This window comes from Sphingomonas jatrophae, from assembly GCF_900113315.1.
GTDB lineage: Bacteria > Pseudomonadota > Alphaproteobacteria > Sphingomonadales > Sphingomonadaceae > Sphingomonas_P > Sphingomonas_P jatrophae.
In genome coordinates, this window is the sequence record NZ_FOZG01000002.1 from 970,238 (window position 1) to 994,430 (window position 24,193).

General features: G+C 71.6%; 10 protein-coding genes and 1 tRNA gene. 2 read left to right on the plus strand and 9 right to left on the minus strand.

All coding sequences use genetic code 11. The features are described from left to right. Positions 1 to 3: 3 nt before the first annotated feature. Genes BM360_RS13965 through BM360_RS13975 form a run of 3 tightly spaced genes read right to left on the minus strand, consistent with a single transcriptional unit; the run spans position 4 to position 17,433 of the window. On the minus strand, positions 4 to 3,189 hold the full coding sequence (locus BM360_RS13965; protein ID WP_131819273.1) for a CHAT domain-containing protein: 3,186 nt from the start codon (positions 3,187 to 3,189) through the stop codon (positions 4 to 6). Positions 3,190 to 3,200: 11 nt separating this feature from the next. Next, positions 3,201 to 15,695 carry a filamentous hemagglutinin N-terminal domain-containing protein gene (locus tag BM360_RS13970; protein ID WP_093315612.1) on the minus strand — a complete coding sequence of 4,165 codons (12,495 nt, stop codon included), beginning with the start codon at positions 15,693 to 15,695 and terminating at the stop codon, positions 3,201 to 3,203. Positions 15,696 to 15,714: 19 nt separating this feature from the next. Further along, positions 15,715 to 17,433, minus strand: a complete 1,719-nt coding sequence (locus BM360_RS13975; protein ID WP_131819274.1) for a ShlB/FhaC/HecB family hemolysin secretion/activation protein — start codon at positions 17,431 to 17,433, stop codon at positions 15,715 to 15,717. Between the two features lie 351 nt (positions 17,434 to 17,784). On the opposite strand from BM360_RS13975, the gene acs reads away from it, so the two are divergent. Together acs and gorA are read left to right on the plus strand one after the other, a co-directional pair. Further along, positions 17,785 to 19,725 carry an acetate--CoA ligase gene (gene acs / locus BM360_RS13980; protein WP_093315617.1) on the plus strand — a complete coding sequence of 647 codons (1,941 nt, stop codon included), beginning with the start codon at positions 17,785 to 17,787 and terminating at the stop codon, positions 19,723 to 19,725. Between the two features lie 122 nt (positions 19,726 to 19,847). Continuing rightward, the gene (gene gorA, locus BM360_RS13985) at positions 19,848 to 21,197 is read left to right on the plus strand and encodes a glutathione-disulfide reductase (protein WP_093315619.1); all 1,350 of its coding nucleotides are present in this window, start codon (positions 19,848 to 19,850) and stop codon (positions 21,195 to 21,197) included. A gap of 15 nt (positions 21,198 to 21,212) precedes the next feature. Here gorA and BM360_RS13990 read toward each other — a convergent pair whose 3' ends face one another. The 6 genes from BM360_RS13990 to infA all read right to left on the minus strand — a co-directional run bounded on the left by BM360_RS13990 (position 21,213) and on the right by infA (position 24,023). Next, on the minus strand, positions 21,213 to 21,827 hold the full coding sequence (locus BM360_RS13990; protein WP_093315622.1) for a hypothetical protein: 615 nt from the start codon (positions 21,825 to 21,827) through the stop codon (positions 21,213 to 21,215). A 91-nt stretch (positions 21,828 to 21,918) separates the two neighbouring features. Next, positions 21,919 to 21,994 (minus strand) — tRNA-Phe (locus BM360_RS13995). 64 nt (positions 21,995 to 22,058) lie between these two features. Then, on the minus strand, positions 22,059 to 22,229 hold the full coding sequence (locus BM360_RS14000) for a DNA gyrase inhibitor YacG (RefSeq protein WP_093315624.1): 171 nt from the start codon (positions 22,227 to 22,229) through the stop codon (positions 22,059 to 22,061). Then, a complete protein-coding gene (locus BM360_RS14005; protein ID WP_093315626.1) occupies positions 22,210 to 23,196 on the minus strand; it encodes a ribonuclease in 987 nt (328 codons plus the stop codon). The genes BM360_RS14000 and BM360_RS14005 overlap by 20 nt, the downstream gene beginning before the upstream one ends. After that, complete coding sequence (locus BM360_RS14010) at positions 23,186 to 23,755, minus strand: Maf family protein (protein WP_093315628.1); 570 nt, start codon at positions 23,753 to 23,755, stop codon at positions 23,186 to 23,188. The genes BM360_RS14005 and BM360_RS14010 overlap by 11 nt, the downstream gene beginning before the upstream one ends. A gap of 22 nt (positions 23,756 to 23,777) precedes the next feature. Beyond that, positions 23,778 to 24,023, minus strand: coding sequence for a translation initiation factor IF-1 (gene infA / locus BM360_RS14015; protein ID WP_093315630.1), 246 nt, complete (start codon positions 24,021 to 24,023; stop codon positions 23,778 to 23,780). Positions 24,024 to 24,193 lie beyond the last annotated feature (170 nt).

The window sequence follows — 24,193 nt, forward strand, 5'->3', positions numbered from 1 at the left end:
TCCTCACCCCTTGGTCGGGCTCAGCATCGTCTTGCTGGCATCGCCGACGATGAAATAGGCGCCCCAGTAATAAGGGTGCGAGTAACGCGGGCTCTTCATCAGAGTGCCCTGCGCCACGCGCAGCGCGTCGCCGATGCTCTTCCGGCGGCCGGTTTCGTAGAAGGTCTTGAACAAGGCGTCGGATTCCGCCTCCACCGAAACCTTCCAGTAGGTCGCCAGCACCGCGCGCGCATTCGCCGTCAGGAAGGCGCGCACCAGCCCTTCGAGCGACTTGCCCGCTTCCTCCTGCCCGCTCTGCCGCGCCAGCTCGCGGCTGAGCCCGGCCGAGGTCTGGCAGGCGGCCAGCACGACGAGATTGGCGTTCAGCCGCAGCCCGGCAATTTCGGAGAAGCTGAGGAAGCCGTCCGACGCCCCTTCGCCGACCGAGGTGATCAGCGACGGCGGAATGTCGGTGCAGCCGACCTGCTGCTCGGGCAGGCCGTGCGTCGCGAAATGCAGCACCTGATATTGGTCGAGGTCCTGCTCGCTGGTCACCGCGGTGTCGGTGAAGGCCGCGCCCGTCACGCGCGGCGCATTGGGCACGCCCAGTGCGTCGGCGGCGATGGCGATACGCCGGGCCGAGATCGGCTCGCTCTCGCGCAGCGCGCGCGCCAGCTCGGTGAACTCGATCGGGCAGCCGAGCCCGAGCGACACCGGCCCGCGCGAGGCGACCATCACCGGCGGCGGCGGCGCATGCTCGCCAAAGCCGATGAAGGCGTTGCGCGCGGTCGATTCCGCCGTCTTCCGCGAGATCAGGAAGGAGCGCGGGCTGAGCGCGTTGGAAATGTCCGCCTGCGCCGCGAGGAAGGCGACCTTGCTGTAATCGTTGCGTGCCGTGGCACCCGCCGCCTCATAGGCCTTCACGCTCTCCGTATCCGTCACCAGCACGCCGACCGGCAGCGTGACGAGCGGGCCGGCGGGATCGACGACGATCGCCTTGGCGGCATTGATCTGGTCGCGCGCGGGGCCCGCGATCAGGTTGAACAGGCCATTGGCGGCGCGCACGCGGAACACCGGGATGCGCCGGTCGGCCTCGTCGCGGATCGACAGGCGGACGACACTCGCGATCGTCTTCAGGTCGCGCGCCGGGGCGGCCAGCGGATAGACCTGCACCTGATCCTTGCCGATCACGATGCCATATTCGCGCGCGCGGATCTCGACGAGCTTCAGGTAGATCTCGCCCGGCTGCAACGCGCCCTGGATGTCCGCGACGGTGACGGGCCGGTCGTCGATCTGCGCCAGCCGGCTGTTGGCGCCCAGCTCCGCCTCGATCGCGTCGAGCTGCGCCTGCTTGGCGTCGCGCTGCTGTTCGAGACTGGTGCGGCGGGCAGGGTCCTGCTCGGCCGTGATGGCGTAGCGCAGGCTGGACAGTTCGCGGCCAAGCTCCGTCCGGTCGCGCACGCGCGCCGCCGTGGTGCCGCCCGACGTCACGATCGACTGCAGCTGCGACATCTGCCGCGCAATGCCCGGCTCGCCGATCGCCTGCACCGCCCGGAAGAAGCGCTCGGCGGCGTCTGACGACGGGTTGGCCTTCGCCTCTTCGGTCAGCAGGTCGAGATAATTCTCGATCCCCGTCGGCGTGCCGCCGCTCGACCGGCTGGTTGCGATCAGCGCGTCCACCGCCGTGTTATAGTCGGCCAGCACCCGCTCGGTCGGCGCGCCCGCGCGGCGCAGCAGGCCCGCCCGCTCCATCTGCGTTTCCGCCGCGATCGGGCCGCTAGCGATGGCGTTGGTGCTGATCAGCCGCGCCCGCGTGGCATCGCTCAGCGGCACCGCGCACTGGCCGGCCGCCGTGCTCGGCGGCAGCGTCGCCTGCAGCGCGGCGACCGCGCAGTCGAACTTGGCGATCGCGGTGGCATAGCCCGCGTTGACCGCATCGCCGCCGGCCACCTCGGCCCGCCGGGCGTCCAGCCGCCCGCTCTGCCGCTCCACCTGCGCGATCAGCCACAGCACGGAGGCCGGATCGATCCGCCCGCCGAGCAGCTTGACCAGATTGTCGCGCGCGCCGTCCAGCGCCGCCTGGCTCTGCGCCACCGCATCGGTGCCGCCGCGCGCGAGATAGGCGACGCTCGCCGCCCAGTAACGCTGCGCGTTGATGACATATTGGTTCAGCTCCGCGGTGGACGGCCCGCCGACCACCGCGGACGCCGTGGCCGAATCCTGCGGCGCCTGGTTCAGGTCCGCCAGCAGCCCGCTATTCTGGAGCAGCGAGCCTTCGGGCTGGAGCTTCACGTCCAGCGCGGTCAGCGCCCCCGTCCAGTCGCGCCGGTTCAGACGGTCGAGCGCGCGGTAGACGGACAGCTTCTGGAGCAGGAACGGCGCGCGGTCGACGTTCGGATTCTCGTCCAGCAGCGTCTTGGCCAGCGCGAAATGATCGTCCGACGCGTCGTTGAAGCGGATGTTGGAATCGGCAAGCCCCGCCTCCAGCGCCAGCTCCGCCCGCGTGCCCGGCAGGGCGCCGCGCGGCAGACGCGACAGCGCGTCGTTGAGCACGCGCGACGCATCGACCGACTGGCCCTGGCGATTGAGCACGATGCCCTCGCGCAGCGCGATCTGCGCATCGAAGCCGGCATCATAGCCGCCCGCCTCACCCGCACCCGGCGCCGCCGCCAGTTCGGTCGTCTGGAACGAGGTCGGCGCGGCAGTCCCCGTATCGGCGGGCACGCCCAGCCCGGCGAGGGCGGCAAGCGCAGCCTCCATCGGGCCCTGCACCGATGGGGTGGCGGATCCGCGATAGGTCTGGCCGCCGCGGGTGAAGCGGACCACCACCGTCTGCGTGCCAAGCGCCTTGTCGAAGCAGCGCCGCGCCTCCGCCGGCTGGCCGCGGAAGGTGACCGCGCCCGGCGCGCCGCACAGCGCCGCATCCTCCGCCTTGGCCTCGCGCGTCAGCACCGCGGCGACCGAGCCGACTGGCCGGCTCGCCGCCACGCTGCGGCAGGTCAGCGCATAGGCACGGTCGAACGGCCCACCGAGCTGCGGGTCCTTCCAGTTGCGGTTGGCGATGCACGGCTCCCCCGTGCCGTCGCGGCCGAGCGCGATGCGGTCGGGCAGCACACCCCCGCCGCCGCTCGCTGAGGCACAGCCGGCGAGCAGCAGCGGCAGGCCGGCGGAGAGCAGCCCGGCGGGCAGGAGGGCGGAACGGCGGATCATGGCGGTGGCCCTCACTGGTCGGTCGGGGTTTCGGCGGGGCAGGTGGAATCGGTCGCCGGGTCGCACTTCTGGTCGTCGAACTGAAAGTCGATCGTGCCGAGATCGGAGAAGAGCGATTCGTTGTTGGTGCCGACGACGGGGTCGAACTGCACCGCCAGATCGTCCGCGGTGCGGAAGATGTTGGCGCGCGCCTCGTCGAAGATGTTGAGCAGCGGCGTGGCGACGGCGTTGATCAGGCAGCCGCCGCCGCCCGATCCGACGAGGCAGCCGTTGATGCGGCTGTTGGCCGGGTTCAACGTGTTCAGCACGATCACGCTGCCGCCCTGCAGCGCGGCGCTGCTGCCCTGCAGCTGGTTGATCACGCCGAACAGGGCAAGGCCGTTGGGCCCCGCCGGTCCGGAGGACGGCCCCTGGCTGGTCAGGCTCACCAGATTGCCGGCCACCACGCCCGTATTCGGATTGGCGCGGTTCGGCTGGCCGGTATTCTGGAACAGCGCATAATCGCCATAGGTGACGCGCAGCGTCGTCGCGGTCAGCAGGTTGGCGCCGTCCGCATAGGTGTTGGCCGGGTTGCGCGCCGCCGAATTGTAGAGCGTCGAAGTCGAGTTGGAGATGAACTCGCGCGCGACACGGCTGAAATCGATCCCCGTGCCGTTGCCCGACAGGTTCAGGCTCGTCGCGTCGGTGGCATCGGGCTGGCCGAGGAAGTCGGAGCGCAGGCCGAAGGCGATGCGGTTCGCCCGCAGGTCCACCGTGGCATCGCCGCTCAGCGTCGGCCCGGGCGTGCCCTGCGTCACCCCGCCGAGCAGGATGCGCCCGCCCCCTTGCGGCGTCGCGGTGGCGACGATCAGCGACGCACGGCCGACATCCTCGGGCGTGCCCGCGCTGCCGCCCGTCGCCACGATCGCGCTCCTGGTGCCGCCGAGTTGCAGCGTGCGCCCCGCGCTGATCGCGCCGGCATCGGTGACCGTGCCGTACAGGTCGATCCGCCCGGTCGTCAGCACGTCGATGCGGCTGCTGCCGGTGCCGGCGGCGAGCGTGACGTTGCCGATCACCACGTTGCGCGCCGCATCGCCGAACGTCTGCACCAGCGTGATGGTGGGCGAGGTGATGCGGTTGAACTGCGCCGCTGTCAGGTCGAACCCGCCGGTCGGCGCGGCGATGGTGGTGCCGCTCGCGCCACTGGTGCCGGCGGTGAAATCGCCCAGCACCATCGTCGCGGTCGTGGCGCCGACGGGCGAGCGGTTGACCAGCTGCACCGCACCGGCGGTGAGCGGGCCGTAAAGGTCGAGCTCGTTGGCGCGGATCACGGCGCTGTTCGCCGCGGTGCGGCCGCTGCCGCCGACGGTGACGCCGCCGGTGCCCTCCGCACTCGCCAGACCGATCACCGCTTCGTTGGCGGCGTTGAGCTCGAACGTGGTGCCGGCGGTGGCGCTGGTCAGCTGCAGGTTGCCCGCGGTCGCGGTCAGCGTCATGGCCTGGCCGGACACGGCGGTGCCGATGCCCAGGCCAGCCGCATCCGCCGAGGCCGCCGTCACGGCAAGGTTGCCGCGCGTCGCCTCCAGCTTGCCCCGCACCCGCAGATTGCCGGCGATGGCCAGCGTGGCGTTGGTGCCGCCCGTCGCATTCTCGATCGTGGCGCTCGCCGCATTGATCGAGAGGGCGCCGCCCGCGGTGATCGCGCTCGTCACGCTCAGCGGGCCGCCGATCGCCAGCGTGGCATTGCCGCCCGCCGTGCCGTTGGCCAGCGTCGCCGCCCCCGTCGTCGTCAGGGTGAGCGCCTGCGATGCGCTCGCCGTGCCGATCGTCGCGGAAGCGCCGCGGATGGTCGTGTCACCGCCCGCCGCTGCGACACCGCCGGTGACGGTGACGGCGCCCGTGGCAGTCAGCGTCGCGCTGGTCGTCGCGCTGCCGTCGCCCAGGGTCAGGTCGCCCACATCCGCGACGAGGCGCAGCAGGCCGCCGCGCGCGGTGGCGCGGGTCGTGGCGATCCGGTCGGTGCTGACGTCGATCAGCGTGCCCGCATCCACCGTGCCGAGCCGGGCCAGCGTGCCGCCCGTCACCGTCACCGCGCCATTGCCCGAGCGGAGATTGGCCGCCCCCGCGCCGATGCCGGTGACTTCGCCCGCCGCCGCCGTCACCTGGAGCGCGCCGCCGGTCGCAACGATGTCGCCCAGCCGCGCATCGGAGGCGGACGTGATCGTGGTCGCCCCGCCGCTGGTCAGCGTGGTCACCACGATGTCGCCGCTGCCGCCGCTCGTCAGGGTGGCGGTGCCGCCCGCACGGCCGCTGGTGAGCGTGAGATCCCCGGACCGCGCAGTCGCCGCCAGCGCGCCGCCGGCCGCCGCAGTGCCGACGGTCAGCGCCGCACCGTCGAGCGTGATGGGTCCGCGCGTCGTGCGGATCGTGCCGATCGTGGTGGCGCCGCGGCTGCGCACGCTGGCCGCATCGCCCGCGCTCAGCGTGCCGATCGCTGCGGTGGTGCCCGCATCGATCGTGGCGCTGGTGCCCGCCGCGCCCGTGCCGAGCGCGATGCTGCCGACGTCGGCGACAAGGCTGAGCGCCCCCGCGGTCGCCGTGGCGTTGGTCACGTCGATCGTGTCCGCCGTGACCGCAAGATCGCTGCCCGCGCTCGCGCTACCGAGGCGGACGAGCGTGCCGCCGGTGATGGTGAGCGCCCCGCCCGCCGTCAGGTCCGCGCGGCCGCCGTCAATGCCCGTCACCTCGCCCGCGCCCGCCACGATGGTCATCGCGCCGCCGGACGAGACGGTGCGCAGCCGCACGTCGCTGGCCGAGGTGAAGCTGGCCGGGCCGGTCACGCCGAGCTGGCCGACGATGATGTCGCCCGCATCGGTCGTCAGCGTCGCAGCGCCGGTCACGTCGGCGCGGTCGGCGGTTGCGCTGGCGAGCGTCAGGTCACCCGTCCGCGCGCGCACCGACAGGTCGCCGCTGCGCAGCTGGTCGATCGTGACGCTGCCGCCGTCGATCGTCGCCGGCCCGCTGGTCAGCGAGACGACGCGGATCGCGCCGCCCGCCGTCGCGGTCAGCGGTCCTGTCTCGAGCCGGTTGGCGGTGATCGCGTCTGCAGCGGTGAGCGCAGCCGCACCGCCGCTGGCCAGCGTGTCGAGCTGGATTGAGCCAGTGCGCGCCGTCAGCGCGGCATCACGGTCCACCGTCGTGCCGGTGACGGTGATCGACGCCGCGTCCACGCCCAGATTGCCGCCCGTCGCGGTCAACGAGGTGATCGTGATCGCGCCGCCCGCGCTCGCGACGATGTCGGCCGCGCCGGTCAGGCTCGTGCGCGCCCAGCGAGAGCCCGCCGCCGCATCGCCGGTGACGAGCACGTCCGCCACACCGGAAGCATCCGAGTCCGCGCCGGCCAGGGTGCCGCTCGACCAGGTCGAACCGGAGATGTTGCCGTCCGCACGCACCGCAATGTCGTCCCGCGCCGAAAGATTGCCGGTCAGGATGTCGCCGCCCCGAGCCGTCAGTGCGATATCGCGGGCGCCTGCATTGGTCAGGTCGATCGTGCCGGCAGAACCGCCCGCCGTGCCCGCGACGACCGCGAGGTCGCGGCCGGAGCTGACGTTGCCGAGCGTGACATTCCGGCCAGCGACAACGCGGATGTCCTTGGTTTCGCCGATTGCCACGAGGCTGTTGAACAGCGCACCGGAGATCGGGCCGATATCCGTCTTCGCTGTGAGCGTGACATTGCCCGTCGCGGCCGCGACCACGCCGAACTGGATGGCCGTGTCCGAGGTGAGCGTCACGTCGGCGTCGGCCGAGGCGATGCCGCCGGTCAGCCCGTTGACGAGCAGCAGGTCGTCGCCGCCCAGCTTGGTCAGCGTTGTCCGCCCGCCGACGCTGCCCGAGGTCAGCTCCAGCCGTCCGGTCGTCGCCGTCAGCCGCAGGTCGCCACCGGTGCCATTGGCGGTCGCGCTCGGCGCGAAGAAGCTGGCGCCCGCCGCGTCGATATCGTTGCCCGCCAGCGCCGTGCCGGTCAGCGCGTCCGCCGCGCCCGCCACATCGACCGGGCCGAGCCCGCCGATGCTGCCGCCCGAGACGATCGCCGCGGTGCGGATCGCGCCGCCTGCCCGGATCGCCACGTCGTCGCGCGCGATGATTGCGACCGCCGTCACCGCGCCGCCGGCGCTCAGCGCCACGTCACGGCCCTGTGCCGCGTCGATCAGCGTGATGTCGCCGCCGGTCGTGATGGCAAGATCGTTCGCGCCGCCGCTGCCGGAGGTCACCGGGCCGCGCAGCCGCACGTCGGAGCCTGCGCCGTTGGCGCTGGCGCGATTGATCGCGATCGCGGTGCCGGCGACGTCGATGTCGTTGCCGGTCATGTCGATGCCGGTCAGCAGCGCGTCGGCCGAGCCCGGCTCGTCCGCGGCTGCTCCACTGGTCCAGCTGTCGCCCGTGACGGTGCCACCCGCGCGGATCGCGATGTCGTCGCGCGCGGCAAGCGTGGTGGCGATGACATTGCCGCCGGCATTGAGCGCGATATCCCGACCGGTGCCCGTGCCGAGCGTCAGGTCGATCGCCGTGCCGATCGCCACGTCGCGCCCGGCCTCGGCCGTGCCGATCGTCGCCGACGTGGCGGAGTTGCCCGTCACGTCGCGTCCCGCGATCAGCGTGCCGGCGACGAGCGTGTCCGTCGTGCCCAGCTTGGTCAGGCTGACGTTCCGCCCGGCGCTGCCCGTGCCGGTCACCTCCAGCCGGCCACTTCCCGCGGTCACGCGCAGGTCGCCGTCGACGCCGCTCGCCGCCGCATTGCTGATGCGCACCGTGCCGCCATCCACCTGGATGTCGTTGCCCGCAAGCGCCGTGCCGCCGCCCAGCAGCGCATCTGCCACGCCCGCCGCGTCGACCGGGCCGAGCCCGCCGACCGTCACGCCGCTGGCCAGATCGCCGGTGACGACCGCGCCGGTCGCCCGGATGGCGATGTCGTCACGCGCGTCGATCCGCGCCACCGTGATGTCGCGAGCGGCGCCCAGCGCCACGTCGCGCCCGGCGGCATTGCCGGTCAGCACGATGTCGCGCCCCGCGCCGAGATCGAGGTCGCCGTCCACGGTCCCGCCCGTCACGCTGGCCGAGCTCAACCGGATGTCGGCATCCGCGCCCACCGCCCGCACAGTGCCGATGGTGATCGCCGTCGCGGCGACGTCGGTGTCGCGGCCGGTCAGGTCCACGCCGGTCAGCAGCGTATCGGCAGCTCCCGGGGCATCGCCCCGCGTCGTGCCGCCGATGGTCGCGCCCGAGGTCCAGCTCAGGCCGGTGGCGGTGCCCGTCGTGCGGATGGCGATGTCGTCGCCGGCCGCCAGCGTCGTCGCCACCAGCGTGCCGGTGGACAGCGCGATGTCGCGCCCGGCGCTCGCCGCCGTCACGTCGATCGTCGGCGCGCCCGCGCCGTTGGTCGTGCCGGCAAAGTCGCGCGCCGCGGTCACCGTCGCCAGCCGCGCCAGCGTGCCCGCGGTGACCAGCACGTCGCTCGCCGCATCCAGCGTGGTCAACGTCGCGCGCCCGCCCGCGCCGATGCCCGTTGCCTCGTTGGCGGCGGTGACGGTCAGCGTGCCGCTCTGCGAGGTGACGGTGCCGAGGCGGATGCTCGTCGACGACAGAATCGTCGTCGGCGCCGCCGGGGTCGCGCCGCCGGTGGTCAGCGTCGTCACCTGGAGTTCGTCGACGCCGCCCTGCTTCTCGATCCGCGCCGCGCCGGCAATGTCGCCGGTCGTGAAGACGAGCGCGTCGGAGCGCGCCAGCACGGCCAGGTCGCCGCCTGCATTGCCCGTCGTGATCGTGGTGCCGCCGAAGCTGGCGCCGGCAATGTCGATGTCGTTCCCGTCGAGCGTCGCTCCGACCAGCGTATCCGCCACGCCCGTGGCATCGATCGCCCCGACACCGCTCTGCAGCGCGCCCACGCCGATGCCGCCGCCAGCCCGCAGCGCGATATCGTCCTGCGCGGTGATGCCGGCAGTCGAGATGAAGCCGCCCGCACCCAGCGCCACGTCGCGCGCCACGGCATCGTTCGTCAGCGAGATGTTGCCGCCGGCGGTGAGCGACAGATCGCCCGCCGGATCGCCGCCGGAGACCGGCCCCGCAATCCGGATGTCGGAGAGGAAGCCGTTGGCGGTCGCCGCGCCGATGCGGACGCTGCTGCCGGCCACGTCGATGTCGTTGCCGGTCAGGTCGACCGCTCCGACCAGCGTGTCCGCCGCGCCCGCCGCGTCGAGCGACGGCGCAACGCCGCTCACCCAGCCTGTGCCGACGATGGCGCCCGCGGCGCGGATAGCGATGTCGTCGCCCGCGGACACGTCCTGAACGGTCGCGTCGCCGGTGGTGGTGCGGATCGCCACGTCTCGACCAGCGGAGACCAAGGTCTTGGTCATCGAGCCGGCGGTCAGCGTCGCGTCGGCCGGGTTCAGCCCCGCGCTCGCCGGCGGCACCGTCACGCCGTCCGGATTGGGGTCGGTCTCGCCGATCAACGGCACGATCAGGCCCGCACGCACCACCGCGATACTGTCATTGCCCGCCACGGTCGAGGTGACGCTGCCCGCCGCCGCAATGCCGGTGCCGGTCGCATCGCCGCCCGCCACGATGGTCAGGTTGCCGCCGCGCGCCTGCGCGCCGAGCGCGCCGCCGGAGGCATTGAGCGAGAGCAGGCCGAGCCCGGTCGACAGCGACACGTCGCCTTCCGCCGCCAGCGTGTCGGTCGCGGTCAGAGAACGGCCGCTCAGCACCAGCGACTGCCGCGCGCCGTCGAAGCCGGTGACGGTAACCTTGCGCGTCGCGATGTCGCCCGAGGTCGTCACCTGCAGCCCCGCGCGCACGCTCACATCGCCGACGAAGGCGACATTGCCGGCATCCAGCGCCAGCGCGCCGAAGGTGGTTCCGGTCGCATCCGTGCCGCGCAGGCTGCGCGCCGCCACCGTGCCGAGCGTCAGCGAACTGCCGGGGGTCGCCAGGCGGACGCCGATGTTGGAGGCGCGGTTGGTCGCCCCGCCGAGCAGGGTCGTGCCCTCGACGAAGGCGATGTTGCCGCCCGTCGCATCGAGCACGAGGCTCTCCGCACCCGCCGCCATATCGTCCTGATTGGCGACGAGCGTCAGCCCCGCGCGTCCGTCGATCCCGCCCGCGGTGGAGACGATGCGCACGCGCCCGTTCGCCTGCTGGCGCACCGCGACGTTCGTCTCGCCGAGCAGCACGCGCCCGCCCTGGACGAGATAGTCGCGCCCGGCCTGCACCGTACCGGCGATCTCCGCGTCAGCGCCCGCCGTCACGCGAACGTCGCGCGCGGCGGTGAGCGTGCCGGCCCGCACCGCGCCGGTCGCGGTGACGTTCACGTCGCGCGCCTGCGTGGCGGACAGCGGATCGGCCAACGCCACCGCGTTGTTCAGCCGCACGTTGGTCGCCGAAACGATCGTCACGCTGGCCGGTGCGCCCGCTGCCGTTCCGGCGGTGACCGTGCCGGTGACGATCAGGTCGTTCGTGTCGGCGCCCTGCTTGGTCAGCAGCACGTCCGCGCCTGCCGTGCCCGTGCCCAGCTCCAGCCGGCGTGCCGTTGCCGTCAGGCGCAGGTCGCCCTGGGCACCGTTCGCCGTCGCGGTGGTCGCAAGAACGGTCGCGCCCCGCGCATCGATGTCCGCACCCGCCAGCAGGCCGCCGGCGAGCAGGTCCGCCGCCCCGGCCGCGCCCGTCTCGACCGGCGCGAGCCCGCCGACCTCGACGCCCGATTGCATCGCGCCCGTGCTGATCGTGCCGGTCGCCGTGTCCGCCCGGATGGCGATGTCGTCGCGCGCGTTCAGCGCCGCGGTGGAGACCGAGGCGCCATTCAGCGCGATGTCGCGGCCAATCGCGGTGTTGCCGAGGGCGATCGCCCCGGTCGCGGTGATGACGAGGTCGGCCGCGGCATCGCCGATGGTGCCGCCGCCGTTGATCCGCACGTCGTCCGCCGACTGGATCGCTGCGAAGGTGATCGGACCGGACGAGGCGAGATCCACGTCCTGCCCGGTGAAGTTGACCGCAGGCAGCAGCGCGTCCGCGGCGCCCGCCGCATCGGTCGGGCCCGCGCCATTGGCGGTCGCGCCGCTGGTGATGGTGCCCGTGCTGATCCCGCCCGCGCCGCCACGGATCGCCACGTCGTCGCGCGCGGTCAGCGCCAGCACCGATACACGCTCGCCCGCGGAAATCGCGATGTCGCGCGCCTGCACGGCGCTGTTCAGCGTCACGTTGCCACCCGCCGTCGCGTAGAAGTCGGCCTCGGCCAGGGGCTGCACGATCGCGCCATCGAGGCGGATGTCCGATCCCGTGCCCCTCGCATCGATCCGCTGGATGGTGATCGCGTTCGCCGCCACGTCAATGTCGTTGCCGGCAAGCGCGCCGGCGCCGAGCACGGCATCGGCCGCGCCGGTGACATCGGCTGCGCCAAGGCCGGCAACGCCGGTGCCGCTCGTCCACGACGTGCCGGTAGCGAACGCGGCGGCGCCGGCCCGGATGACGATGTCGTCGCGGGCGGACAGGGTCGTGGCGACGATGGTGCCGGCAGCGCGCAGCACGACGTCGCGGCCGCCGCCGTTGGTCAGCGTGATCGCGTTGACCAGCCCGACGCCGGTCGATTGCACGTCCAGGTCGCCGCTGGCGATGACGGTATTGAGCTGCGCCGCCGTCTGCGACCGGATCACCGCACTGCCGAGCGTGGCGGCATTGCCGTTCGCCGTGCCGATGTTGAGCGTGCCGGTGACGCTCAGGAGATCGGTCGCGCCCGTCTTGGTCAGTGTCGCATTGCCGGCGACGCTGCCGCCGCCCAGTTGCAGCAAGGTATCGGTCGCGGTCAGCCGCAGGTCGTCGTTGGACGATACCGAATTGAGGCCGGCCTGCGCGGTGGTGAGCAGCAGGCGCCCGCCGGTCGCGTCGATGTCCGCGCCGACCAGCGTGCCGCCGGCGAGCGTATCCGCCACACCCGCCGCATCCGTCGCCGCCAGTCCACCGACCGTCGCACCCGAGCGCCACGTGCCGCCCTGAAGGCTCGGCCCGCGCACCGCAATGTCGTCGCGCGCAGTCAGCGTGGATGCGGTGATCGTGCCGGTGTCAGTGGTCAGCGCGATGTCGACGCCCTCGGCCGCGGTCACCGTCAGGCCGGTCGCGCCGCTCAGCCGCACGTTGCCGAGCACCGCGCTCGCGCCGGCCGCGGTCAGCGTGCCGGCGGTGGAGGTCGCGGTGATGTCCGGCGCCGTCGATCCGTCCGCACCCGTGCTCGTCAGCTGCCCCGTCGAGAAGCCGTCGCGCGCCGTCAGGATGATCCCGCCCGACGCCGACATAGCGGCCAGCGCTGCGGCGCCCGTGCTGTTGGTCAGCGCGCCGTTGGCCGCGGTCAGGCTGACGCCATTGTTCGCGCCGGTCACGTTTATCGCGCCGACCGAGACGTTGCCGCCCGTGCTGGTCAGCGCCAGCGTCGCCCCCGTCAGGTCGACCGCGCCGACCGTGAGATTGCCCGTCCGCGTCACGCCGTCGAGGATGCCGCCCGCGCCGACGCTGGAGCGGAGCGCCGCCGCGCGCACGTTGCCCAGCGTCGTCGCGCCCGCTTGGTCGGCGGTGGCGAGGATCACGGCGGTGCGCGTCGTCTCGCTGCCGCCGTTCAGCTGCGAATTGGCGGCGAAGTTGATCGCCTGCCCCGCCGCATTGGTCCTGAGCGTCAGGTTCGCGCCCGCGCCGCTGCCCGATTGCAGCGTCAAATTCTCGCCGCCGGTGATCCCGCCGGTGCGCGCGGTGATCGTCACCGCGCCGCCCGCGCGCTGCGTCTCCGCATCGGCATCGACACCCAGGCCCACCGCATTGCCGGTGACGTCATAGGTGCCGTCCGCGCTGATCGCGCCGGGCACCGTCACGTCGAGGCTCGCCGTCAGGCTGACATTGCCGCCCGCGATGATGGTCGGCGCGATCAGGTTGTCGCCCAGCGCCTCCAGGATCACATCCGCACCGGCAGGCGAGGCGGTGATCGCGCCGACCGTCACGGTCGATCCGCGCACCGTCACGTCGTCGCCGGCATTGATCGTGCCGGTGGTGACGAGATTGCTGCCCGTCGCCGTGGTCGCGCCGGCGCTGACGATGTTGCCGACGTTGATCGTGCCGCCGCCGATGGCGTTCAGCGTCACGTTGCCGCCGCTGTTGGTCAGCGCGCCGGTGCCGATCGTCCCCCCGTCCGAGGTGAAGCGCAGCAGCGCGCCGCTGTTCCGCACCGTGACCGCCTGGGTCGAGATCGACAGCGCCCTGACGTCCAGCGTGTTGGCGACATCCAGCGTGCCCGCGGTGAAGGCGGTGGAGCGGACGATGCCGCCGACGCTGCCGGAGGGAGCGAGCGTGCGCGCCGTGACGTTGCCGAGGGTCAGCGGCGTATCGCCAGCGCCGACGAACACGTCGGAGCTGCGGTTGGGCGTGCCGTCCGCCGCGGTGCCGCCGATGATCGTCGTGCCGGCGAAGGCGATGCCGCCCGCGCCGGGGACGAAGGTGATCGCCTCACTGCCCGCGCCGCCGCTGTTGCCGGTCAGCGTCAGCCCGCTGCGACCGGTGATCGTGCCCGCGCCGCGCGCGGTCAGCGTCACGCCGCCTGTCGCCGCGAGCACGCGCGCCGCGCCGCCTGCATCGCCCAGCGTCACCGATCCGCCCTCGATGCTGACGTCGCCCGTCACCGGCGACGTGCCTGCCACCCCGCCAGTGACGAACACGTTGCTGCCCGTCGAGGTGATCGTCGCGTCCCCGTCGCGGGTGCTGAGCCCGGCGAGGTTGACCGCCCCCTGCCCGGTCACCGTGATCGCGCCATCGGCGGCGAGATTGCCGGTCGCCGTCACCAGCCCGGCGGGCGGCCCGCCACGCGCGTCGAGCGTCAGCGTCTGCCCGTCACCGCGGATTGTCACTGCGCCGACGGCGATGCTGCCGTTCAGCGTCGAGGCCGAAAAGCTCTGGTTCAGGTCGAGATTGTTGAAGCGCAGGTTGCCGGACAGGCGCGACACACCCGGCGTCGCGGTCGGGGGTGTCCCCAGCGTCGTCGAGAGCAGGCTGTTCGCGGTGACGTTGCCCAGCGCCAACGGGCTGCCGTCGCCCAGCTGGACGATGGTCAGGTCGGTGCGGCTGGCGGCGGTGCCCGCTACCAGGCTGGTGGTCGTCGTGCCCGGCGTTGCGGTGGCAAAATTGATCGACCCGTTCGCGTCGGTGGTCCGCAGCGTCAGGCCATTGTCTGCTGCCGTCGCGCTCGCTCCCGCGGCGTTGGCCGTCAGGACCAGCCCGGCATTGCCGGTGATGCTGCTGCTCGCCCGGACCGACACTGCGCCGTTCGCGCTCTGCGTGCCGCCCAACGTGATGCTGCTGCCGCTGCCGACATTGTAGTTGCCGCCCGCGCTCACCGTGCCGGTCACCGACACGCTGGTGCCGCCGACGGTCAGCTGGCCGCCCGCGGTCATGTTGCCGGCGAGGCTGACCGCGCCTGCGCCCTGAACGTTGATCCTGCCGCCGGAGACCAGCCCGGCCGGCGCTGCGCCTGCCGACTGCACGATGCCGCTGTCCTGCAGATTGGACGGCATGGAGACGCTCGGCGAGAAGACGGAGCCCGCCGCCAGCACGATGCCGCGGTCGGTCGCCACCGCGGATGTCGCCTCGATCCGTCCGCCGACCAGCAGCGAGCGCGCGATGCCGCCGCCCGCCGCGCGCGCGAAGCCCAGCGTCACGGTCTGCCCGTTGACGGTGGAGTTCACCGTCATGTCCGCATCCACCGTCGATCCGGCCGCGATCGTGAAGGCGAGCGGGCTGCCCGTGGTGCGCGCGACGGTGACGTCCTGGCCGACGATGAAGCCGGTATCGCCGCCGGCAGATTGGGTGCCGCCCGTCGCGGTGACCTGCGCGCCGATGAACACGAGGTCTCCCCGGGTGCTGATCGTGCCGCCGGAGATGTTGATCGCGCCGCCGGTGCCGGTGAACTGGGTCGAGAAATTACCGAACGGGGTGTCGTTGTTGAAGTCGGCGTCCGTAATGCCGAGCGTCGAGGCGATCATCGCGCCGACATTGACGTTCGCGCCCGAGCCGAACGTGATCCCCTGCGGATTGATCAGATAGACCGAGACGTTCGGATCGGACTGGATCGTGCCGCTGATGCCGCTGGCACCACCGGCGCCGATCACGCGGTTCAGCACCGCCGCGTCGCCGCCCGAACCATTGTTGAACTGCACCACGTTCGGCGTCGCCGCATCGACCCGGCCGACGTTGAACGTGTTCCAGTTGATGATCGAGCGGGACGAACCGAGATCGACGTCCAGCCGCGTCCCCGCCCCGGTGACATCGCCCGGCGCGGTCGCCGCGCCATCGACGCGGAACCCGACCGTACCTGCACCAACGGACGCGCCGGAGGGCAGCGCCGGCTGCGCCGCAACGCGCGCGGGTGTCGTGATGCCGATCACGCCGCCGACGAGCGCGGTGGTCAGCGAGAGCTTGGCCCGGAGGCTTGTGCGCGTGTTCGACATCTTGTCTCTCCTGCCCCGCTTACTTGACGGTGGGGCTGAACTGGCCCGTGATCGACAGCAGCAGCCGATCCGGCGCGCGCTTCGCGCCGGGGATCAGCAGCGCCTTGTCGCGCGGGCGGGCATAGGTAATCTCGGCGAGCAGGCGGTTGGCCCAGCCGATGCGCAGGCCGCCGCCGAAGCTGTCCAGCGTGCGGCGGTTCTCGATCGCGTTGCTGTCGAGATTGCGGATGTAGACGAGGTCGTAGAAGCCGAAGAGGTCGGTCCGCACCTCGCTCGACTGGAAGATCTTGGCACGCGGTTCGATCCGCACCGCCACCGCGCGGTCGGCGCTGTTCGCACCCGGATCATAGCCGCGGCCGAAGGTGAGGTTGCCGAGCGAATATTCCTCGAAGTTGAGGAGCGGCCCGCTGGAATATTGCGCCCTTGCGCCGGCATAGAGGCTGAAGATCGGCCCCAGCCCGACGATGCCGTCCAGCTCGCCGCGCACCACCGAGGCCTGCGGATCGCCCTCGAAGCGCGACGGCGTGTAGCCGCCCTTGGTCTCGGCCCGCCTGCTCGCCTTGAGCACGTTGAGCCCCTGGCGCACCTCCACCTCGCCGCGCAGGAACCACTTGTCCGCGCCGTCCGGCCGCCGCTCGCCCGCGGACGCTTCCATGCGCAGGAAGGCGACGCGCAGCTTGTCGCGGTTGAGCGGCGAGCTGGAGCCGTTGGCGTGGACGCGCGTGCGCTGCTCGATCAGTTCGAAGCCGCCGGACATGCTGGCATTGTTGTTGACCGAGCGGGTGATCGGCATGCGCAGCTCGATCCCGCCGATCAGCGATTGGGAGCGCAGGTCCAGCTCGCCCACGTCCGGCCGCGACCAGGCATAGGTGAAGCTGCCGGCCAGCGTCGTGCCGCTGCTGCCCAGCCCCATGATGTGGCCGGCCTGCGCGACGATCTGCTCTTGGAAATCGAAGGTCGAGGAAGCGCCGACATAGGTGACGTCGGCAGCGCCGGTCAGCCCGTAGAGTTCGCCGCGGACATAGCCCGTCTCGCGGCCGAGCTGGCGCGAGCCGTAATTCTGCACGTTGGCCAGCAGCGAGAAGCGCTTGTAGACCACCGTCAGCTCGCCGATCACCTCGCCGGGCTGCGCATTGGCGGGGCGCAGCGCCAGCTGCACATCGAGGCCGGGGATATCGCCCGCCAGCAGCAGCACCCGCTCGGCATCGCGCTCGTTGAGCGGGGTCAGCGCCTTCAGCTGCTCGATCCGGGCGGCCAGCACGTCGCGATAGGGGCCGGCATCGCCGCGCACCCGCACCTCGACGATCTTGGCGGTGACGACCTCGAGCCGCAGCGCGCCATCCTCGATCCGCTGCGGCGGGATCTGCACGGAGGCGACATAGCCTGCGGCCCGCAGCCGTGCGGCCGCCTTGTCGCGAATGTCGCAGACGATCTTCACCGGCTGCGATCCTGGCGGAGTCGCACTGGCGATGTCGGCCAGCAGGGTGCGGATCTCGGGGGCGAGCGGGGTGGGCGAAGGCTGGCCGCCCTCGCTCAGCACGCTCGGCCCGACGAAGTCGATCGAGCGGATCTGCACCTGGATGTCGTAATTGGCGAGCGGGCAAGGCGCCGTCGGCACCGCCGCGTCCGCCTCCACCCGGATGCGCGGCGCGGCCGTCGCGGGATCCGGCTTGGGCAGGTCGAGCTGTTGCGGTGTGGGTGTCGCCTGGACGGCGCCTAATCCGGGCGGTGGTGCCAATGGTGCCTGCGCCAGCACTGGCCCAGCCAAGCACATGGCAAGGCCGGCGGACATACGGGCCGCCGGAACGCGAAACAGCATACAGAGCCCCCCTTGGTCAGGTGCGTGCCCGCCCCCAACACCATGCCTGCACGCGACCCGCGATGAGCCATTGTTTGACTCACCTATTCTTTGATCGCGTCGTAAGCGTGCGCCGCTCTTCCTGTCAATTCGTTCATGTGATCGCAACATGGCATGCCTGCCGTAGCGGCATGTTCGTCGCGCGGCGCGTCACGCTTGTCGCAGGGGCGGCGCTTGCGCGCGGCCCGCGGGCGGGGGATAGGAGGTTGAAAGACGAAGACGGAGAGCGGTTTGAGCGACCAGACGACCTATCCCGTTCCTGCCGCCTGGGCGAAGCGCACGCGCATCGACGAGGCTGCGGCGGCGAAGCTCTACGGCCGCTCGCTGGCCGATCCCGGCACCTACTGGCTGGAACAGGCGCGCCGGCTCGACTGGATCAAGCGGCCGGAAATTGCCGGCGACTGGTCGTTCGACAAGGCCGATTTCCACATCCGCTGGTTCGCCGACGGCAAGCTCAACGCCAGCGCCAATTGCGTCGATCGCCACGCCCGCACGCATCCGGATCGCGTCGCCATCATCTGGGAACCGGACGATCCTGCGGAGCCGCCGCGCCGCTACACCTATGCCCAGCTGCGCGACGAGGTGTGCCGCTTCGCCAACGTGCTGAAGGCCGCGGGCGCGAAGAAGGGCGACCGCGTCACCCTCTATCTGCCGATGATCCCGGAGGCGGCGTTTGCGCTGCTCGCCTGCGCGCGGATCGGCGCGATCCACTCGGTCGTCTTCGCCGGCTTCTCGCCCGAGGCGCTCGCCGGCCGCATCCAGGATTGCGACAGCTCCATCGTCGTCACCGCCGACGAGGGCCGCCGCGGCGGCAAGCGCGTGCCTTTGAAGGCCAATGTCGACGCCGCCGCCGCGCACGCCCCGTCGCTCAAGCGCGTGATCGTGGTGAAGGCGACGGGCGCCGACGTGCCGATGCAGGCCGGCCGCGACGACTGGTATCGCGATCTGGCGGAGGGCGTGCCGACCACTTGCACCCCCGAGCCGATGGGGGCGGAAGATCCGCTCTTCATCCTCTACACCTCGGGCTCCACCGGCAAGCCGAAGGGCGTGCTGCACTCCACCGGCGGCTACCTTCTCTGGGCGGCCGTCACGCACGAGCTGGTGTTCGATTACCGGCCGGGCCAGGTCTATTGGTGCGCGGCCGATATCGGCTGGGTCACCGGCCACAGCTATATCGTCTACGGCCCGCTGGCGAACGGCGCGACGACCCTGATGTATGAGGGCGTGCCCAACTGGCCCGATGCGTCGCGCATCTGGCAGGTGGTCGATCGGCACAAGGTCGAGATCCTCTACACCGCGCCGACGGCGCTGCGCGCGCTGATGAAGGAGGGGGACGGCCACGTGCAGGCCACCTCGCGCGCCTCGCTGAAATTGCTCGGCACGGTGGGCGAGCCGATCAACCCCGAGGCATGGCGCTGGTATCATGAGATCGTCGGCGGGGGCCGCTGCCCGATCGTCGACACGTGGTGGCAGACGGAGACGGGCGGCGCGCTGATCTCGCCGCTGCCGGGCGCCACGCCGCTGAAACCCGGCTCCGCGACCAAGCCGTTGCCCGGCGTCGATCCGCAGATCGTCGATAGCGAGGGGATCGTGCAGCAGGGGGCCGCGTCGGGCAATCTCGTCATCGCCCGCTCGTGGCCGGGGCAGATGCGCACCGTCTGGGGCGATCACCAGCGCTTCTTCGAGACCTATTTCTCCACCTTCCCCGGCAAGTACACCACCGGCGACGGCGCCCGCCGCGACGAGGATGGCTATTACTGGATCACCGGCCGGGTGGACGACGTGATCAACGTCTCCGGCCACCGCATGGGCACCGCTGAGGTGGAGAGCGCGCTCGTCCTCCACCCGCAGGTGGCCGAGGCGGCGGTGGTCGGCATGCCGCACGACGTGAAGGGCCAAGGCATCTACGCCTATGTCACGCTCAATGCGAACGAGACGGGCGACGAGACCCTACGCAAGGCGCTGAAGGACTGGGTCCGCCGCGAGATCGGCCCGATCGCCACGCCCGATGCGATCCAGTTCGCCCCCGGCCTACCCAAGACGCGCTCGGGCAAGATCATGCGCCGCATCCTGCGCAAGATCGCCGAGGGCGAGGTCGACGCGCTGGGCGATACCTCGACGCTCGCCGATCCGGCGGTGGTGGACGATCTGGTGGCGAACCGCGTCGGCTGATCCTGACTGCCGGCCCCGTGCTTTCACCTGCCGCGCGAAGGCGATAGGGCGGGGCCAACGTCGCTGAACCGTCAGCGAGCGCGCTCGTTCTCGGGCGCGGGCCAGCATCCACGGAGCCGAACATGGCGGATTTTGATTACGACCTCTTCGTCATCGGCGCAGGGTCGGGCGGGGTGCGCGCCGCGCGCGTCTCCGCGGCACATGGCGCGAAGGTCGCCGTGGCGGAGGAGCACAAGGTCGGCGGCACCTGCGTGATCCGCGGCTGCGTGCCGAAGAAGCTGCTCGTCTATGGCGCGCATTTCGCCGAGGATCTGGCGGATGCGCGCCGCTTCGGCTGGGACGTGCCCGATTGCGCCTTCTCCTGGCCGACGCTGCGCGAGAACGTGCTGTCCGAAGTGGCGCGGCTGGAGGGCATCTACACGCAGACGCTCGGCAATAACGGCGTCGAGGTAATCAAGGAACGCGCGGTGCTGACCGGCCCCAACGCGATCCGCCTCGCCTCGGGCCGTGAGCTGACGGCCAGGACCATCCTGATCGCCACCGGCGCCACGCCCGACGTGCCGAACGTGCCCGGCTGCGAACATGGCATCACCTCGAACGAGGTGTTCCACCTGGAAACGCTGCCCAAGCGCGTCGTGATCGCCGGCGGCGGCTACATCGCCAACGAATTCGCCGGCATCTTCCACGAATTCGGCGCGCAGGTGACCCTGGTCAACCGCTCCGACGTGATCCTGCGCGGCTATGACGAGCAGATCCGCGATCGCCTCCTCCAGATCAGCATGACCAAAGGGATCGACTTCCGCTTCCACGCCGCGTTCGACCGGGTGGAAAAGGCCGCGGACGGCACGATCACGGTGCACCTGAAGGATGCCAAGCAGCCGCTGGAATGCGATCTGCTGCTGTTCGCGACCGGCCGCCGCCCGAATACGGACTCGCTCGGCCTCGACGCCGCCGGCGTCGAGCTGGACGACAAGGGCGCCGTCCGCGTCGACGACGACAACCGCACCAACATCGCATCCATCTACGCGGTGGGCGATGTCACCAACCGCGTGCAGCTGACCCCGGTCGCGATCCGTGAGGGCCAAGCCTTTGCCGACACGGTGTTCGGCAACAAGCCGCACCGGGTCGACTATGGCTGCATCCCGAGTGCGGTGTTCAGCCACCCGCCGCTTGCCGGCGTCGGCCTGACGGAAAGCCAGGCGAAGACCAAGTTCGGCTCGGTCAAGGTCTATGCGTCCGACTTCCGCGCCATGAAGAACGTGCTGGCCGACCGGCACGAGCGCGCGCTCTACAAGATGATCTGCGATCCGGTGACGGACAAGGTTCTGGGCCTGCACATGATCGGCCCGGACGCACCCGAAATCCTTCAAGCGGCGGCGATCGCGGTCAAGGCCGGGCTCACCAAGCAGGCGTTCGACGACACGGTGGCGCTGCACCCGTCGATGGCGGAGGAACTCGTCCTCCTGAAGTGATCCGCCGCTCCCGCTCTAGCGATAGGGCGGGAGGTTGCGGGGTGCGGGCGCGCTATAGCCGTCATCCGGCGCGGCATAGCCGTCGTCGTAACCGTCCGGGCCATCCTCATAGCTGTCGTCCGCTGGCGGACGGTAACGCGAGGGCGGGGGAGGCGGCGGTGGCGCGTCGTCCCGCCAGTCCCGCCCGTCGGCATAGCGGCCGGCCCCGCGATAGACGGGGGGCGGCGGGGCGTAGCGGCCATTGCCATAGCTGCCATACCGCTCCTCATATCCGGCGCAGGCCTCGCGCACGCCGTCATTGCAGGCGGCCACCCGCTCGCGCCAGCGCGCCAGATCCTGCCGGTGCTCGGCGGAGCGGCGGCGGTAATCGTCCCGCGCGCGCCGGTTCTCGGCCAGCTCCCGTTCGTAATCGGCCCGGTCCCGCGCATAATCGCCGCCGATCGGCGGCGCATTGGCGGCATCGTCGGCGCCGTAATCGTCCTGTTCCACGTCTTGCTGCGCGTTCAGCCGTGCCGTTTCGCGCTGCTCGGCGCGATACTGGCCGGGGGCGGGCGCGCCGTAGCGCGATTGTGCCGCGGCCGGTGCGGTCAGCCCGGCGGCCAAGGCGATCAGGGACAGGACATGCTTCATGGGATCGGCCCTCCTCCGGCCCGATCCACCGCCAACGTGATCGCGACACACCCGTTCCAAACGGGTCGCTAACCATCCGATGATCAGGAGATGGTGCCCAGGGACGGAATCGAACCGCCGACACCGTGATTTTCAGTCACGTGCTCTACCAACTGAGCTACCTGGGCACGGGAGCGTTGGAAGGCGCGCCTTTAGGGGGGTGGATCGGCGCTGTCCAGCCTCTCGTTGCAGTCAGTCTTCCTCGTCCGCTACTTCGTCGATCGGACGCCCCGGCACGCGGTAGCCCTCTCCCATCCATTGCAGCAGATCCCGGTCGCGGCAGCCGCGCGAGCAGAAGGGGCGATAATCGGGGTTGGTGGGGGCGCCGCACAGCGGGCAGCCCTTAGCGCGCAGGTTCGACATATCCGCCGGAGATGGGCAGGTCGGCGTCCGCCCGCAAGCCGATATCGGTGCCCAGCCGCCGCGCCAGCTCGGCCTGCCACTCCGGCATGATCCGCGCCAGCACTGCTGACGCTGCCACCAGGGTGCGCCGCCCGTGCAGCGGCTCGCGCTCCGCCCGCCGCAGCAGCGCCAGCGCGGCCGACAGCGCGGGGTTGCCGCGGACCAGCTCGGGAATGGAGGCGCGCGACCGTGGGCGGACGATCTGGAGGAAGCCGAAGCCGTTGACCGCCGTGCGCTCGAACGGCTGCGGCAGGATCGCGTCCACCGCCGCTGCCGCCGCCGCGCGCGCCGGCTTGGCCACGGTCGGCAGATCGACGCCGATGGAGCCGCCGATATCCAGCCGCCGGATCGCCACCGCGGCGGCGCGCGCGCCCGCCACCGCCAGCGCATCCGCCCCAAGCTGGCCGTCGACGTCGAACAGGGTCATCGCCGGGGTGAGCGACAGGCGCAGCAGCCCGCCTGTGAAGGCGATCGCGCCCGATGCCGCCTCGTCCAGCAGTTCGGACCAGCCGGCCGCCTCAAGGGCATCCGGCTGGTGCGATAACAGGCGTCGCACCGGCACGCCCCCCGCGCCAAGCCGCTCGGCCAGCGTCGGTGCCGCGGCGGCCGCCGCACCCTGCTCTGCCAGGCGGGCATGCGCCGGCCGCAGGCGGCCTTCCTCGGGGATCGGCTCGCGCGTGATGACGACGCTGATCGCGGCGCCCTCGGACAGGCGCGGCGCGGGGCGGAGCAGCACCTCCTCGCCCCCGTCCAGCCGCACCACCGCGCGGTTCGTCTCGGGCAGCATCCGCAGCAACCGGCCGCGGCAGACGGTGCCTTCGCGCAAGGCCCCGTCCCGCTCGATCCGTGCGGCAAGGATGGCATCGTCGTCGATCAGGGCAGCCCGCGTCTCGCCGACGCCCGCCTCCCAGACCCACTCAGCCGGCAAGCAGCCCCGCCGCGGCAAGCAATGCGCGAGTCTCGAACAGCGGGAGGCCGACGACGTTGGAGTGGCTGCCCGCCAGATGCCGCACCCACGCCTCGGCATAGCCCTGGATGGCATAGCCGCCCGCCTTGCCGCGCCACTCGCCACCGGCGAGATAGGCGGCCCGCTCGGCCGCGGAGAGCGGCTTGAACGCGACCACGCTGGTGGCCTCGCGCGTGCGCATCCGCCCGTCAGGCCCAGCCAGCGCAAGCGCGGTGTGGACGCGGTGGCGCCGTCCGGCGAGCAGATCGAGGCAGGTGGCCGCGGTCGCCTCATCCTCGGCCTTGGGCAGGATGCGGCGGCCAGCGGCAACCACCGTGTCGGCGGCGAGCACCCACGCGTCCGCCCGCCGCGCGGCCACTGCTGCGGCCTTCGCGGCGGCAAGCCGGCGGGCATAGGGCAGCGGCAGTTCGCCCTTCTGCGGCGATTCATCGATGTCGGCGGCATCCACGGCCGCGGGCGTCAGCCCCAGCCGGGCGAGCAGCTCCAGCCGCCGGGGGCTGGCGGATGCGAGGATCAGCATGGGCCTCAAGCCCGTGCGGGGATCAACGGCCAGGCGGTCCGCTGCGGCCCGGCATGAAGCGATAGTTGATCCGCCCCTTGGTCAGATCATAGGGCGAGATTTCGACCAGCACCTCGTCGCCTACCAGCACGCGGATGCGGTTCTTGCGCATCTTGCCCGCGGTGTGCCCGAGGATCTCATGATCATTCTCGAGCTTGACGCGGAACATGGCGTTGGGCAGCAGTTCCACCACCTGCCCCCGCATTTCGAGCGTGTCTTCCTTCGGCATCGACCCTCAGTTTGAATAGCAAAGTCTGCGCGCCTGTAGCGCTACGGGCCTGAAATGGGAAGCGCAGGGGCGAATGTCATCATCCGAAGCGGGATATTAGCCGCCAGAATGATGACGTTGGAATCGGACGCGCTTTGCGCCGCTCTCCCGGCCGAGCGGCCAAGTTTCAA

Bases quoted from the DNA above. Each gene is read 5' to 3' on its own strand.
- BM360_RS13965 (WP_131819273.1), bottom strand. From the start codon at position 3,189: ATGATCCGCCGTTCCGCCCTCCTGCCCGCCGGGCTGCTCTCCGCCGGC.
- BM360_RS13970 (WP_093315612.1), bottom strand. From the start codon at position 15,695: ATGTCGAACACGCGCACAAGCCTCCGGGCCAAGCTCTCGCTGACCACC.
- gorA (WP_093315619.1), top strand. From the start codon at position 19,848: ATGGCGGATTTTGATTACGACCTCTTCGTCATCGGCGCAGGGTCGGGC.
- BM360_RS13990 (WP_093315622.1), bottom strand. From the start codon at position 21,827: ATGAAGCATGTCCTGTCCCTGATCGCCTTGGCCGCCGGGCTGACCGCA.
- BM360_RS14000 (WP_093315624.1), bottom strand. From the start codon at position 22,229: ATGTCGAACCTGCGCGCTAAGGGCTGCCCGCTGTGCGGCGCCCCCACC.
- BM360_RS14010 (WP_093315628.1), bottom strand. From the start codon at position 23,755: ATGCTGATCCTCGCATCCGCCAGCCCCCGGCGGCTGGAGCTGCTCGCC.
- infA (WP_093315630.1), bottom strand. From the start codon at position 24,023: ATGCCGAAGGAAGACACGCTCGAAATGCGGGGGCAGGTGGTGGAACTG.